This window comes from Stenotrophomonas maltophilia group sp. P373, from assembly GCF_053295075.1.
Window position 1 is genome coordinate 3,067,402 of sequence record NZ_CM129994.1, and the last position, 14,351, is coordinate 3,081,752.

Below are 14,351 nucleotides of genomic sequence, written 5' to 3' on the forward strand. Positions count from 1 at the left end.
CGTTCTCGCAGTCAGCGCCGCTGACGAATCACACCTCCATGACTGCATCATGAATGCTTGACAGCCTTGGTTAATGTGATGTTAATCTCGAGTCATCGGCACGTGAAGCCGGTACCAGCGCCGGGCGGCGGCACGCTGCCGACACTGGGCAAGGGACACACGGAGACGTCGACAAGGACCAGTCCCGGTGTACGACGCAATCATTCGATTCAAGGGGATTTCAGATGATCAATCGCAAGTCGCTCAGCAAGCATCCGCTGAGCTTCGCCCTCGCCTCTGCCGTGCTGCTCGCCGCAGCCGCCCCGGCGATCGCCCAGGACGCCTCCAGCACGACGCAGACTGAGGAAGCGCCCAAGTCGAAGGCCACCAACCTGGACACGGTGACCGTCACCGGTTCGCGCATCAGCCGCGACGTGTTCAACTCGGTTTCGCCGGTGCAGGTCGTCACCCGTGAAGAAACCACCCTGGCCGGCTTCAACTCGACCACCGCCGCCCTGCAGAGCACGGCGGTCACCGCCGGTGCGGCACAGATCAACAACGCCTACGGCGGCTACGTCACCGACGGCGGCCCGGGCGCCAACACCCTGGGCCTGCGCGGCCTCGGCCCGACCCGCACCCTGATCCTGCTCAACGGCCGCCGCGTATCGCCGGCCGGTACCCGCGGCTCGGTCGGCTCGACCGACCTGAACGTGCTGCCGAACTCGATCGTCGACCGCGTCGAGATCCTGAAGGACGGCGCCTCGTCCATCTACGGCTCCGACGCCGTGGCCGGCGTGATCAACATCATCACCAAGACCAAGGTCGACGGTGTCACCTTCGAAGCGCAGCACAACGCCACCGACGGTGGCGGCGGTGAAGAGCGCCGTTACTCGATCATGTTCGGTTCCACCGGCGAGCGCTCGCACTTCTCCGGTTCGTATGAGTACTACACCCGCAACGAACTGACCCTGGCCGACCGCAGTTGGGCAGGCGGCTGCCCGACCGACATGTACCGTGACATCGAGGCCGGCGACTCCTGGGGCAGCGGTGACTTCATCGATCCGCTGACCGGCAAGCCCAAGTGCTGGTCGCTCGATGCCGGCGGCACCACCCTGAACACCATCGGCACCAACACCCGTACCGGTGTGGCCGCTCCGGGCGGCGTCGGCACCCGCTTCAACCGCTGGCGCCCGAACGCGGCGATCACCACCGGCCTGGTCGGCTACGAAGGCGTGGACCTGAACACCCGCGACACCTTCGACCCGGCGATGCGCAACGAGTCGCTGATCTCGCCGACCAAGACCCACACCCTGTACTTCCAGGGCGGCTTCGACCTCAATGCACTGGGTGATGCCGAGCTGTACTACGAGTTCCTGGGCAACAAGCGCAAGTCGACCCAGACCGGTTACCGCCAGCTGACCCTGGACTACGCCGTGGGCAGCCCGCTGATCCCGGCCAACCTGCGTGACAGCGTAGCCGGCGCCCCGACCGACCAGACCAGCGGCAGGAACCTGGGCGTGCGTGCGTTCATCGGCTTCGGCAACGACACCAACAAGCAGAACGTCGACTTCCTGCGCTTCAATGCCGGCCTGCGTGGCCACCTGAGCTCGGAGTGGAACTATGACTTCAACGTCATGCACGCCCGCAGCGACGCCGACTACACCTTTGAAAGCTTCCTGACCAGCCGCCTGCGCCAGAGCCTGGACGTGGTCTCCAACGGTGCCGGTGGCTATGTCTGCCGCGACGCTTCCAACGGCTGCATCGCCGCGCCGGCGCTGAACACCAACACCATCGGCGGCAAGCTGCCGCAAGACTGGAAGGACTGGGTGTTCGTGCCGGTCACCGGCAACACGCTGTACAAGGAAACCACGGTCAACTTCAACGTCAACGGCCCGCTGTTCGACATGCCCTACGGCTCGGCCGGCGGCGCGTTCGGCGTCGAGTACCGCAAGGCACGGATCGACGACACCCCGTCGCCGTACTCGATCAATGCCGACCTGTACAACCTGACCAACGCCACCCCGACCCGCGGTTCGGACTCGGTGCTCGAGGCCTACGGCGAACTGGAACTGCCGCTGCTGTCCGGCGTCACCGCTGCCGAGGAACTGACGGTCAACCTGTCCGGCCGCTACACCGACTACAAGTCCTACGGCTCGGATGAGACCTACAAGATCGGCGCGCTGTGGACGCCGGTGAAGTGGCTGTCGTTCCGTGCTTCGTACGGCACCTCCTACCGCGCACCGGCGCTGTTCGAACAGTTCCTGGGCGGCACCACCGGCTTCCTGAGCAGCAGTGCCGACCCCTGCAACGAGTATGGTGATCGCAACCCGAGCTCGCCGCGCTACCAGAACTGCGCATCGCTGGGCCTGGCACCGGACTACCTAGCCACCCAGGGCGTGACCGTGGTCACCCAGGGTGGTGCCGAGGCCGGCCTGGAAGCCGAAACCTCCAAGGCCAAGACCCTGGGCGTGGTGATCCAGCCAGAATTCGGCAGCGGCTTCGGTGACCTGTCCTTCGCCGCCGACTACTTCGACATCGAAGTGAAGAACGGCGTCGACAGCGCGGGCGGCGCGAACATCCTGTCGCGCTGCTATGACAGCGGCAGTGCCGACTTCTCCTCCGGTTCGGGTCTGTGCCGCCTGGTGGCCCGCAACCCGGTCAACAACCAGCTGGTGGTGACCAACGGCTTCATCAACCTGTCCACCGACAAGGTCCGTGGCCTGGACTTCACCACCCGCTATGTCCGCGAAATCGGCCCGGGCACCCTGCGCACCACGCTGCAGTTCACCCACTACCTGGAACAGGCCAGCAAGGTCTTCTCCGACGATCCGCTGGTGGACTACAACGGCATGCTGTCGCGTCCGGAAAACACCGCCTCGCTGGACCTGAGCTACAAGTGGAAGAACTGGCAGGTGCGTTATGGCCTGGACTGGATCGACAAGATGGACAGCTACGCGTACTACGAGGAGCGCAACCCGGGTGACTTCGATCCGGCTACCTCGGCGTACAAGCTGTACACCCCGAACTACTTCCTGCAGGCCATCTCGGTGAAGTATGAAGCGGATAAGTGGTCGGTCACCGGTGGCGTGCGCAACTTCGCCGACCGCAAGCCGCCGACCATCTCCCAGGGTGTCTACAGCACCGTCGGCAACGCGCTGTTGTACAGCGGCTTTGACTACTTCGGTCGCAGCTACTTCCTGAACATCACGCGTTCGTTCTGATCCTGCTCCCTGCAACCGCCGCCCTTCGGGGCGGCGGTTCCATTTCAGGCACTGCCTTTTCCACAGGCAGCTGCCACTGCATTCCGAGGTTGCAATGAAGCGAACCCTGTTGCTGGCGGCCCTGGCCAGTGTTTCCCCGTCCCTGCACGCCAAGCCCGAAGCTCCGACCATTGAGCAGATGGCGGCCTTCCCCGCCATCTCCAGCCTGTCGCTATCGCCGGATGGCCAGCACATCGCCGGCCTGCGCGCCAATGGCGAAGAGCGCGTGATCGTGGTGTGGCGCACCGATGCACTGGACAAGCCGCCAACGGTGATCGGCGCCAACCGCATGAAGTTCCAGAGCGTGTCGTTCATCAAGAACGGGCAGCTGGCGGTGGTGCTGTGGCAGCCCTACGACCTGCGCGCGGACCGGGTGACCAAGACCTTCGTCAGCAAGTTCTTCATCACCGACATCGAAGGCAAGCAATGGAAGGAGCCGATCACGCCTCCACGTGCCAGCAGCCGCAGCGAGGAGCTCGAGCAGGCCCTGGCCAACGCCACGGTACTGGACACCCTGCCCAACGATCCGGACCACATCCTGGTGGTCAACGGCAGTGGCAGCAGCTCCGGTGACGTCTACAAGGTCGACCTGCGCAACTTCACCTCGCAGCGCATCCAGAAGACCGAAGAGCGCGTGGCCGGCTACATCACCGACCTCGACAGCGAGCTGCGCGCACGCCTGCGCCAGGATGTCGACGGCACCGGTGCCTACGTCGCCACCGAGTTCCGGTCGCCCGCCACCGGTACCTGGGAAGAGCACTTTCGCTCCTATGTGAAGAACCGCGACGTCAACCAGGTGATCGGCTTTGCCGACGACCCGAACATCGCCTTCGTGCTCAGCAATGTCGGCCGCGACAAGGCGATCGTGTATGAGTACGACATCAGCGCGCGCAAGCAGAAGGAAGTGCTGTTCGAGCACAAGCTGTTCAACGCCGGTTCGATGCTGATCAACCGCTTCCGCAAGGGTGCGGTGCCGTTCGGCGAGATCATGGGCATCGGCTACGCCGGTCCGCGCGGTGACGACATGCAGTGGACCTCGCCGCGCATGAAGGCGCTGGACCAGGGCCTGCGCCAGGCCCTGGGCATCACCCAGGAACCGCTGGCGATGGTCGATACCGCCAACGGCCAGCGCTTCACCGCCAACTACGATACCGGCGTGAGCCTGCGCATCGTCGACTACACGGCGGACCTTTCCAACGTGCTGGTCGTTACCTCCGGGCCTTCCAATCCGCCCGAATACCACCTGCTGCACAACGGCAAGCTGACCCTGCTGGCGAAGACCTACCCGCAGATCCAGCCTGCCGCGCTGGGCCAGACCCGGCTGGTCTACTACAAGGCACGCGACGGGCTGGACATTCCTGCATTCCTCACCACGCCCAGCACCGAGCTGTGCGGCGCCGGCCCCTGGAAGGCGGTCGTGCATCCGCACGGCGGGCCCTGGGCGCGCGATGGCATGGACTTCGATGGCTCGATGTGGGTCCCGCTGATGGCATCGCGCTGCATGGCGGTGCTGCGCCCGCAGTTCCGTGGCTCGGCCGACTGGGGCCGCAAGCTGTGGATGGCCGGTGACGCCGAGTGGGGCCAGAAGATGCAGGATGACAAGGACGACGGCGCGCAGTGGATGATCGACCAGAAGATCGCCCGCCCCGGCCACATCGCCATGTTCGGCTTCTCCTATGGCGGCTATTCGGCGTTTGCGGCCTCGGTCCGCCCCAACGGACTGTACAAATGCGCCATTGCCGGCGCCGGCGTCTCGGATATCAAGAAGATCTGGTCGCGCTTCTATACCAACCCATTCTTCCGCCAGGCCCAGGCCCCCACGGTGGCCGGCCTGAACCCGGTGGACAAGGCCGGCGAGATGAAGATCCCGTTGATGGTCTACCACGGCGATCGCGACCGCACGGTGCCGATCGAACAGTCGGAGTGGTTCGTGAACAAGGCGAAAGGTTCCGGCCAGCCGGTCGAGTTCCACGCCATCGCCGACTACGCCCACGGGCCGGCCTGGACGCGCCGCATCATGGCCGACCAGTTGCAGCTGATAGACGACTACCTGGGCAAAGGCTGCGGCGGCGGCGGCCTGTAAGCGTTACCGGCCTACAGCAGGGGCGCCCGGCGGGCGCCCTTGCACGTTCTGGCCCTTGCGCAGGGACATGACCTTCGACACCCTTGCAGGTCTGGCCAGCGGCGTATCGTTCGGCCCACGGTCGCACCTGCGGCCACTCCCTGACTCACTCGGCCTGGAGGCCATTCAAGTGACCCGTACTCCCAAGATCGTGCTGCTGACCCTGGCCGTTTCGGCCGCGCTGGTCGGCTGCGGCAAGACTGAAACCCCGGCCAAGGACGCCGCCGCCTCCGCCCCGGCCACCGCCGAAGCCACCACCTATAAGCTGGACGAGAGCAAGCTGCCGGCCTACAACGCCTTCCAGCCGAGCGACCTGGACACTACCAAGGACGCCTGCACCGCCTTTGGCGACTACGTCAACAGCAAGTGGCTGGCCGCCAACGAAATCCCGGGCGACCGCACCAGCTGGGGCGCGTTCACCATCCTCGACGAGCGTTCGGTGGCCGTGCAGCACCAGCTGGCCGAACAGGTCGCGCAGGTCAAGAATCCGAACCACATCGAGAAGATCGTCGGCGACCTGTGGGCCACCGGCATGGACGAAGCCAAGATCAACGCACAGGGCATCGAGCCGCTGAAGGCCGACCTGGCGGCGATCGACGCCCTGCAGGACAAGGCGGCGATCGCCAACTACCTGCGCACCAGCGCCGCCAAGGGTGACAACGTCCTGTTCGGCTTCGGTGCCGAAGCGGACTTCAAGAACTCGGCCATGAACATGGCCTACGCCAGCCAGGGCGGCCTGGGCCTGCCGGATACCACCTATTACACCGATGCCAAGAACGCCGACAAGCTGAAGGCCTACCAGGCGCACGTGGCCAAGGTGCTGGAGCTGTCCGGCGTCGCCGCGGCCGACGCGGCCAAGCAGGCCGAGGACGTGGTCAAGTTCGAAACCCGGCTGGCCAAGGCCTCCAAGTCGCGCGTCGAACTGTCGCGCAACGTCGAGCTGTACTACAACCCGGTCACCCTGGCCGACGCCGACAAGCTGACCCCGAACTTCAGCTGGACCGAGTTCTTCAAGTCGCAGGGCGTTGCCGCGCCGGAGAAGTTCTCGCTGGCCATGCCGGCGTTCCATGAAGAAGTGAGCAAGGCACTGGGTGATACCGACCCGTCGGTGTGGCGCGCCTACCTGCGCTTCCACACCGTGGACAGCGCCTCGCCGTACCTGGCTGACGCCTTCGTGCAGGAGAACTACGAGTTCTACGGCAAGACCCTCAACGGCCAGAAGGAACAGAAGCCGCGCTGGAAGCGCGTGCTGGGCACCATCGAGAACGATGCCGGTGAAGCCTTCGGCCAGCTGTACGTGAAGGTTGCCTTCTCGCCGGAAGCCAAGGCGAAGATGGAAGAGCTGGTGAAGAACCTGGCCGCCGCGCTGAAGGACCGCATCCAGGGCCTGAGCTGGATGAGCGAGGAAACCAAGGCCAAGGCCATCGCCAAGTGGGAGACCTTCACCCCGAAGATCGGTTACCCGGACAAGTGGCGCGACTGGTCGGGCCTGCAGACCCAGCGCGACAGCTTCCTGGGCAACGTGCGCGCGGCCAACGAGTTCAACTACAAGTTCAACCTGTCCAAGATCGGCAAGCCGGTGGACAAGACCGAGTGGGGCATGACCCCGCAGACCGTCAACGCCTACTACAACCCGCTGCAGAACGAGATCGTGTTCCCGGCCGCCATCCTGCAGCCGCCGTTCTTCGATCCGAAGGCCGACGATGCGCTGAACTACGGCGGCATCGGTGCGGTGATCGGCCATGAAATGACCCACGGTTACGACGACCAGGGTGCACGCTTCGGGCCGACCGGCAACATGGAAGACTGGTGGACCCCGGCCGACAAGAAGAACTTCGAAGGCCTGACCGGCAAGCTGGTCAAGCAGTTCGACCAGTACAAGGTCGACGGCCAGGCGGTGAACGGCCACCTGACCCTGGGCGAGAACATCGCCGACCTGGGCGGCCTGGCCACCGCCTACGACGCGCTGCAGAAGGCCACCGCCGGCAAGGAAGATGCGAAGGTCGATGGCTTCACCCGAGACCAGCGCTTCTTCTTCAACTGGGCCACCGTGTGGCGCACCAAGTACACCCCGGAAAACGCCAAGGTCCGCCTGGCCACCGACCCGCACGCCCCGGCGCAGTTCCGCGCCATGGGTGCGCCGTCGAACCTGCCGACCTTCGCCGCCGCGTTCCAGTGCAAGGCCGGTTCGCCGATGGCCCGCAGCGGCGAGCAGCAGGTGGTGATCTGGTAACCCACGGCTGACGTTGCGGCGTACCTGCAGAGGCCCGGGAATTCCCGGGCCTTTGTTGTTCACAGCGCCCGTCATCCACGCATGGCCCACGCCGTTGGTAGATGCCGACCTTGGTCGGCGCACGGCTCGGCGGAGCCACCGTGATGCGTGCATGCCGCGCCCATGCCCGGCTTGCTATAGTGCGCGCGCCCTCAATCCATCACGGATTCGTTCCACATGCCCAACTTCCGTCCGCTTGCCATCGCCCTGGGCATCAGCCTGGCGACTCTGGTCCCGACCCACGATGCGTTTGCCGCCGCCAAGAAGAAGGCCGCACGCGCCCCGGCCGTCAGCGCCCAGTGCAGCGACTTCTACGACGCCACCAATGCAGGCTGGCTGAAGGCCAACCCGGTGCCGCAGACCGGTGCCACTACCGCGCTCGGCCAGCTGGTCGACCGCAGCCGCCAGCAGCAGCGCGACCTGCTCGACGCCGCGATGAAGTCGCCGCAGGGCAATGTGCAGAAGCTGCTGGGTGACTTCTGGGCCAGTGGCCTTGACGAAGCCGCCGTGGAGGCGGACGGTTCCAATCCGATCGCCCCGCTGCTGACCCGCATCAACGCCATCAAGAAGGCCAAGGATGTGCCGGCGTCGATCGCCGCGCTGCACCAGGTGGGCATCCCGGTCGCCTTCAACTTCGGCCCCGACGTCGACCTGAAGGCACTGGACCGCCACATCGGTTACTTCATGCAGGGCGGCATGGGCCTGCCGGATCCTGCGTTCTATACCCGCACCGACGCCGACACCGTGGCGCTGATGGGCCGCTACCGCAACTACGTCAAGCAGATCCTGGCGCTGACCGGCACCCCGGCGGCCAAGCTGGATGCCGAATCGCAGGCGGTAATCGCGCTGGAGACCGAGCTGGCGCGCAACGCGCAGTCGCTGGCCGGCATCAACAACCCGTTCAACAACTACGCGCCGATCTCCACCAAGGAGCTCAACAGCCGCTACCGCAATCTGCAGCTGGACGCTTTCCTGAAGGCACAGGGCGTGGATGACGACCTGGTCTCGCTGGCCGATCCGGGGCTGTTCAAGCAGCTCGATGGCATGGTCACCAAGCTCAAGCCGGACCAGTGGAAAGCCTACCTGCGCTGGCGCGTGGGCGACTCGATGGCGCCGTACCTGTCCAAGGCCTACCGCGACGCCGAGTTCGAATTCCGTGGCCGTGTGCTGCGTGGCCAGACCCTGCCGCCGCAGCGCTGGGAATCCGTGCTGGATGCAATCAATGTGGCCGCCGGCCCGATGGTCGGCCGCGAGTACGCCGCCCGCTACCTGTCGGCCGAAGATCGTCGCCAGGCGGCGTGGATCGTCGACAAGCTGCGCGAAGTGCAGATCGAAGCGGTCAAGAACAACAGCTGGATGAGCGCCGAAGCCAAGGCTGAAGCGCAAGCCAAGCTGGCTGCGCTGAAGATCGAGATCGGCACGCCGCTGCGCGACCTGGACTACAGCGTGCAGCCGATGGGGCGCGGCTCGTTTGGTGGCAACATGCTGATTGCTTCGACCTGGCGCCACCGCGAGGAAATGAAGCGCATCGGCAAGGGCAATGCCGACCGCCGCTGGGACGTGCTGCCGCAGCAGCCGTCGCTGGCCTACGACCTGGCGCAGAACCGCCTGATCGTCACCGCCGCGATCCTGCAGGGCCCGGTGTTCAACGCCAAGGCCGACGCCGCCGACAAGTTCGGCAGCTTCGGTGGCCTGGTCGGCCATGAGCTGACCCGTGCGATCGATGCCAAGGGCGCGCTGGTCGATGCCAAGGGTGAGCTGCGCAGCTGGTGGACACCGGCCGACAAGACCGCCTGGACCCTGCTCGGCAATCGCGTGGCCGCGCAGTACAGTGCCTACGACTTCCCGGGCGTAAAGGGTGCCAAGGTCAACGGCACGCTCACCCAGGAAGAAAACCTGGCCGACATCGCCGGCCTGGAACTGGCATGGGCGGCGTATGCCGCGCAGGAGCCCAAGGCCAAGCAGGCACAGCAGCAGGGCTTCTTCCGCGCCTGGTCGACGCTGTGGGCACAGCAGCTGTCGCCGAACGAGGCCGCACGCCGCCTGACCGCCGACATCCGCGCACCGGGCCTGTGGCGCAGCAACGGCACGCTGGCCAACCTGCCGGCGTTCGGTGCCACCTTCAGTTGCAAGGCCGGGCAGCCGATGCAGCGCAGCGAAGCCGACCAGATCAAGGTCTGGCGCTGAGCCCGCTGCCGCACTGGTAGTGCAAAGGGCGCCTTCGGGCGCCCTTTTTTTGCGGGTGCAGCACGATCCGGGGTTAACACCGGGCGTGCTATCGCTGCGGCTTCGTCCAACGTGGAGCCGGACATGGCACACAAGAACACGATCTGTATCTGGTACGACAACGGCGCGCTCGAGGCCGCCACCTTCTATGCCAGCCTCCTGCCCGACAGTGCGGTGACTGCGGTGCATCACGCACCCGGCGACTACCCCGACGGCAAGGAAGGCAACGTACTGACGGTCGAATTCACGGTCTGCGGCATCCCCTGCGTCGGCCTCAACGGCGGCACCGCGTTCAAGCACAGCGAAGCCTTCTCCTTCCAGATCCAGACCGAGGACCAGGCCGAGACTGACCGCTTGTGGGACGCCATCGTCAGCAACGGCGGACAGGAGAGCCAGTGCGGTTGGTGCAAGGACCGATGGGGCATTTCCTGGCAGATCAGCCCACGCATGTTGATCGAAGCGGTGACCAGCCAGGACAAGGCACTGGCCAAGCGCGCCTTCAATGCGATGATGCCGATGAAGAAGATCGACATCGCCACCATCGAAGCGGCAATCCAAAAAGGGGACGGAGGGGATTAAGTCGTTTCTTCCCCCCTGTGCGCAGATGCGGATTGCGACTTAATTCCCTCCGTCCCCTTTTTCCGAGGTGCTGATGTCCTGGGATGCGATCATCATCGGTGGCGGCCACAACGGCCTGGTCTGCGCGGCCTATCTCGCACGCGCTGGCAAGAAGGTGCTGGTGCTGGAACGTCGTGGCGTTCTCGGCGGCGCGGCGGTCACCGAGGAATTCCACCCCGGGTTTCGCAACTCGGTGGCGTCCTACACGGTGTCATTGCTGCAGCCGAAGGTGATCGACGACCTGCAGCTGCATGCGCATGGGCTGCGCATCATCAATCGCCCGGCCAACAACTTCCTGCCATTGCCGGACGGCCGCTACCTGCTGTCCGCACCGGGCCGCACCCAGGCCGAGGTCGCGAAGTTTTCCGAGCGGGATGCGCAGCGGCTACCCGAATACGAAGCGCGCCTGGAGATCTTCGCTGATGTGCTGCGCGCCTGGGCCCTGCGCGCGCCCCCGGACTTGGGCGTGGCGGGTGGTTGGCGTGCGCTGCCCGCACTATGGCAGATGGGGAAGCTCGGCCGCGAACTGGCAACGCTGGACGCGCCGCATCGCCAGGAACTGCTGGACCTGTTCACGCTGTCGGCCGCCGAGTACCTGGACCGCTGGTTCGAAAGCGAGCCGATCAAGGCGCTGTTCGGCTTCGATGGCATCGTCGGCAACTACGCAAGCCCCTATACACCGGGCAGTGCCTACGTACTGCTGCACCATGTGTTCGGCCAGTGCAATGGCATGAAAGGTGCGTGGGGCCATGCGATTGGTGGCATGGGCGCGATCAGCCAGGCCATCGCCACTGCCGCGCGGGAGGCCGGGGCTGAGCTGCGCGTGGATGCCCGTGTGCAACGCCTGCTGATCGAGCAGGGTCGTGTCGTGGGCGTGGCGCTGGCCAACGGCGAAATCCTGCGCGCACGCGCGATGATCGCCAACGTCAATCCAAAGCTGCTGTACGAGCAGATGCTGGCACCGGAGCAGGTACCGGACGCAACGCGCGAACGCATGGCGAACTGGCGCTGCGGTTCGGGCACGTTCCGGATGAATGTCGCGCTGTCGCAGCTGCCGGACTTCCGCGCTCTGCCCGGTCCCGGCGATCACCTCAGCGCCGGGATCATCATGGCCCCCAGCCTGGATTACATGGACCGTGCCTGGCTGGATGCGCGTCGCAATGGCTGGTCACGCGAACCGATCGTGGAAATGCTCATTCCCAGCACGCTGGACGATTCGCTGGCGCCGCCCGGGCAGCATGTGGCCAGCCTGTTCTGCCAGCACGTGGCGCCCGTGCTTCCCGGTGGGCGTCACTGGGATGATCATCGTGAAACGGTGGCCGATCTGATGATCGCCACCGTTGAACGGTATGCGCCGGGTTTCGCTGGCAGCGTACTGGGCCGCCAGGTGCTGTCACCGCTGGATCTGGAGCGCACCTTCGGCTTGATCGGCGGCGACATCTTCCACGGAGCGCTCAGTGCCAACCAGTTGTTCTCGGCACGGCCGATGGTTGGCCAGGCTGGCTATCGTGGTGCCCTGCCCGGCCTGTATCTGTGCGGGTCGGGAACACATCCCGGGGGCGGCGTGACCGGCGCGCCAGGTCACAATGCGGCGCAGGTGGTGTTGCAGGATCTCTGAAGGCGTGCCACCCAAGGTTGGCACCTACCCGCGTGGGAGAAGGCGTGCCGACCAACGGTCGGCACCTACAGCGTCAAATGATCCTTCGGATCATTTGACGCTGCGCAGATGGTTCGGGCGCTTCGGTGGGCCGGGCGGTCGGCGCTTGTTGAACGGCGGCTGCCCTCGCCAGTAGCGGATCAGCAACCAGCCGAACAGCATGCCGCCGAGGTGCGCGAAGTGGGCCACTCCCGGCTGCCAGCCGGTCATGCCCAGCACCAGTTCGCCCACGCCGAACAGGATCACGAAGGTGCGCGCCTTCATCGGGATCGGTGGGAACAGCAGCATCACCCGCTGGTTCGGGAACAGCATGCCGTAGGCCAGCAGCAGGCCGAACACGCCGCCAGAGGCCCCCAGCACCGTGGCCGGGTTCTCCAGCAGCGTACCCACCAGCAGCTGGCAGACACCGGCACCGGCCACGCAGACCAGGTAATACAGCAGGAAGCGCTTTTCGCCCCAGGTCTGCTCCAGCGGCGCGCCGAACATGAAGACCGCCAGCATGTTGAAGAACAGATGCATGAAGCTGCCATGCAGGAAACCGTAAGTCAGCAGCTGCCAAGGCTGGAAGTTGCCGCCCGGCGAGAACGCATCGAAGCCTTGCTGCAGCGGTTGCAGCATGAACGGCTCGAAGGTCTGCATGCCGAGCAGGAACGGCTGCTGCAGCAGGAACAGGATCGCGTTGGCGATCAGCAGGGCCTTGGTGACGGTTGGCAGACGCGGGAACATGGGAGCACCGGCATGGAACGGCCTCCATCATAGCCGCAGCACCGCGCCTTGTTGGCGACCGGCAGGTCCGGCCTGTTCAGTCGCCAGCGATGCTCAGCCCGGGCCCCAAACGGCAGCATCCAGCACAACCGCCGGATCGGTCGTGGGCATCCGCACCCGGCCGTTCTCAACCACCACGCCCTCGGCACGCAGCCGCTGCGACTGCTCGCGCCAGCCCGCCGACCCTTCTTCCATGGCGATGCGCCCATCCGAGCGCAGCACGCGGTGCCAGGGCAGGTCCGGGTCGTCGTTCTGGCCCAGGATGCGCGCGGTCAGGCGCGCACGCCCGGGCAGGCCCGCGCGCATCGCCACCTGGCCGTAGCCCATCACCTGCCCCGCCGGGATCGCGCGGATCACCGCCAGGATGCGCGCACGCGCCTGCTCCGGCGTCAGCGCCGCAGGCGGGTCACCAGCAGAACGCCGATCAGCACCAGCACGGTGCCGGCGATCTGTGCCGGCCCCATCGGTTCGTCGAGCAGCCATAGGCTCATCACGATGGTGGAAACAGGGCCCAGCATACCGACCTGCGCGGCCAGCGACGAACCCACGCGCTGCACCGCCAGCATGATCGCCAGCACCGGCAGCACCGTGCACACGGTGGCATTGACCAACGACAGCCACTGCACCGGTGCCGGTGCCTGCCACAGCAGTGGCAGCGGATGGGTCACCGCGAAGTGCAGCAGCACCAGCACGCTGGCCACGCAGCTGGCGTAGGCGGTCAACCGCACCGCGCCGATGCGTGCCACCACCTGCCCGCTGCCGAACAGGTACAGCGCGTAGCTGAGCGCACTGCCCAGCACCAGCAGGCTGCCGACGATGATCTGCCCACCTTCGCGCTGCAGATCGTGGCCAAAGGCCAGCAGCACGCCCAGATAGCTCAGCACCAGCGCGCCGATCTGCCAGCGGCCCGGCCGCTGCCGTGCCAGCAGCACGTTGATCAGCAACACCAGGGTCGGGTTCAAGTAAAGAATCAGCCGCTCCAGGGTCACGCTGATGTACTGCAGGCCCTGGAAATCGAGCAGGCTGGACAGGTAGTAGCCGGTGAAGCCCAGCCACAGCACGCGGGCGCGGTCGGCCCAGGACAGCGGCTCTGCCCGGCGCGCAGCCCACAGTGCCATCAGCACGAACAGCGGCAGCGCCATCAGCATGCGCAGGGCGAGCAGCGAGGTGGCATCGACGCCATGACGCAGGCCGAGCTTGACGATGATGGCCTTGCCGGAGGCGGCGATGGCGCCGATCGCGGCCAGGCCGATACCCCCCAGCGCGATGCGGGGGGAAGCCGTAGCGATGCGGGAAGCGGGAGTGGACATCAGGACGACGGCGGGCCGCGCAGAGCGGCCCGGTAAGGCGTGGGGGCGCCCATTGTCGCACGGGCGCCCTCGGTGCCCTGTAGAGCCGAGCCTGCGCTCGGCTTCGCCAAGCCTGGGCGAAAAGCAGCCGAGCGTGGGCGCG

At 65.9% G+C, this 14,351-nt stretch carries 9 protein-coding genes; 6 read left to right on the top strand and 3 right to left on the bottom strand.

What is annotated here, in order from left to right; all coding sequences use genetic code 11:
• Positions 1-224: 224 nt before the first annotated feature.
• From ACSYHF_RS14350 to ACSYHF_RS14375, 6 genes are all read left to right on the top strand, one after another.
• Entirely contained in the window at positions 225-3,200 is a 2,976-nt protein-coding gene (locus ACSYHF_RS14350; protein ID WP_005418015.1) for a TonB-dependent receptor plug domain-containing protein, read from the top strand.
• Positions 3,201-3,294: 94 nt separating this feature from the next.
• Positions 3,295-5,322: an alpha/beta hydrolase family protein gene (locus ACSYHF_RS14355; protein ID WP_057495920.1), complete on the top strand. Its 2,028-nt coding sequence runs from the start codon at positions 3,295-3,297 to the stop codon at positions 5,320-5,322.
• 169 nt (positions 5,323-5,491) lie between these two features.
• Positions 5,492-7,594 (top strand): M13 family metallopeptidase, encoded by a 2,103-nt coding sequence (locus ACSYHF_RS14360; protein WP_262233193.1) that lies wholly within the window; start codon positions 5,492-5,494, stop codon positions 7,592-7,594.
• A gap of 216 nt (positions 7,595-7,810) precedes the next feature.
• On the top strand, positions 7,811-9,820 hold the full coding sequence (locus ACSYHF_RS14365) for a M13 family metallopeptidase (protein ID WP_447575752.1): 2,010 nt from the start codon (positions 7,811-7,813) through the stop codon (positions 9,818-9,820).
• Between the two features lie 123 nt (positions 9,821-9,943).
• Positions 9,944-10,438, top strand: a complete 495-nt coding sequence (locus ACSYHF_RS14370; protein WP_069139599.1) for a VOC family protein — start codon at positions 9,944-9,946, stop codon at positions 10,436-10,438.
• A 73-nt stretch (positions 10,439-10,511) separates the two neighbouring features.
• On the top strand, positions 10,512-12,095 hold the full coding sequence (locus tag ACSYHF_RS14375; protein ID WP_005418020.1) for a phytoene desaturase family protein: 1,584 nt from the start codon (positions 10,512-10,514) through the stop codon (positions 12,093-12,095).
• A gap of 90 nt (positions 12,096-12,185) precedes the next feature.
• On the opposite strand, the gene ACSYHF_RS14380 is transcribed toward ACSYHF_RS14375, so the two are convergent.
• The 3 genes from ACSYHF_RS14380 to ACSYHF_RS14390 form a co-directional block, all read right to left on the bottom strand.
• A complete protein-coding gene (locus ACSYHF_RS14380; protein ID WP_095377638.1) occupies positions 12,186-12,860 on the bottom strand; it encodes a rhomboid family intramembrane serine protease in 675 nt (224 codons plus the stop codon).
• Between the two features lie 93 nt (positions 12,861-12,953).
• Entirely contained in the window at positions 12,954-13,382 is a 429-nt protein-coding gene (locus tag ACSYHF_RS14385; RefSeq protein ID WP_372484192.1) for an MGMT family protein, read from the bottom strand.
• A complete protein-coding gene (locus ACSYHF_RS14390) occupies positions 13,289-14,209 on the bottom strand; it encodes a DMT family transporter (RefSeq protein ID WP_005418025.1) in 921 nt (306 codons plus the stop codon). Before ACSYHF_RS14390 ends, ACSYHF_RS14385 begins: the two co-directional genes overlap by 94 nt.
• Positions 14,210-14,351 lie beyond the last annotated feature (142 nt).

What these genes read in the sequence shown, in the direction of transcription:
- ACSYHF_RS14350 (WP_005418015.1), top strand. Translation starts at nt 225, where the DNA reads ATGATCAATCGCAAGTCGCTCAGCAAGCATCCGCTGAGCTTCGCCCTC.
- ACSYHF_RS14380 (WP_095377638.1), bottom strand. Translation starts at nt 12,860, where the DNA reads ATGTTCCCGCGTCTGCCAACCGTCACCAAGGCCCTGCTGATCGCCAAC.
- ACSYHF_RS14355 (WP_057495920.1), top strand. Translation starts at nt 3,295, where the DNA reads ATGAAGCGAACCCTGTTGCTGGCGGCCCTGGCCAGTGTTTCCCCGTCC.
- ACSYHF_RS14365 (WP_447575752.1), top strand. Translation starts at nt 7,811, where the DNA reads ATGCCCAACTTCCGTCCGCTTGCCATCGCCCTGGGCATCAGCCTGGCG.
- ACSYHF_RS14385 (WP_372484192.1), bottom strand. Translation starts at nt 13,382, where the DNA reads ATGGCTGCTCGACGAACCGATGGGGCCGGCACAGATCGCCGGCACCGT.
- ACSYHF_RS14390 (WP_005418025.1), bottom strand. Translation starts at nt 14,209, where the DNA reads ATGTCCACTCCCGCTTCCCGCATCGCTACGGCTTCCCCCCGCATCGCG.
- ACSYHF_RS14370 (WP_069139599.1), top strand. Translation starts at nt 9,944, where the DNA reads ATGGCACACAAGAACACGATCTGTATCTGGTACGACAACGGCGCGCTC.
- ACSYHF_RS14375 (WP_005418020.1), top strand. Translation starts at nt 10,512, where the DNA reads ATGTCCTGGGATGCGATCATCATCGGTGGCGGCCACAACGGCCTGGTC.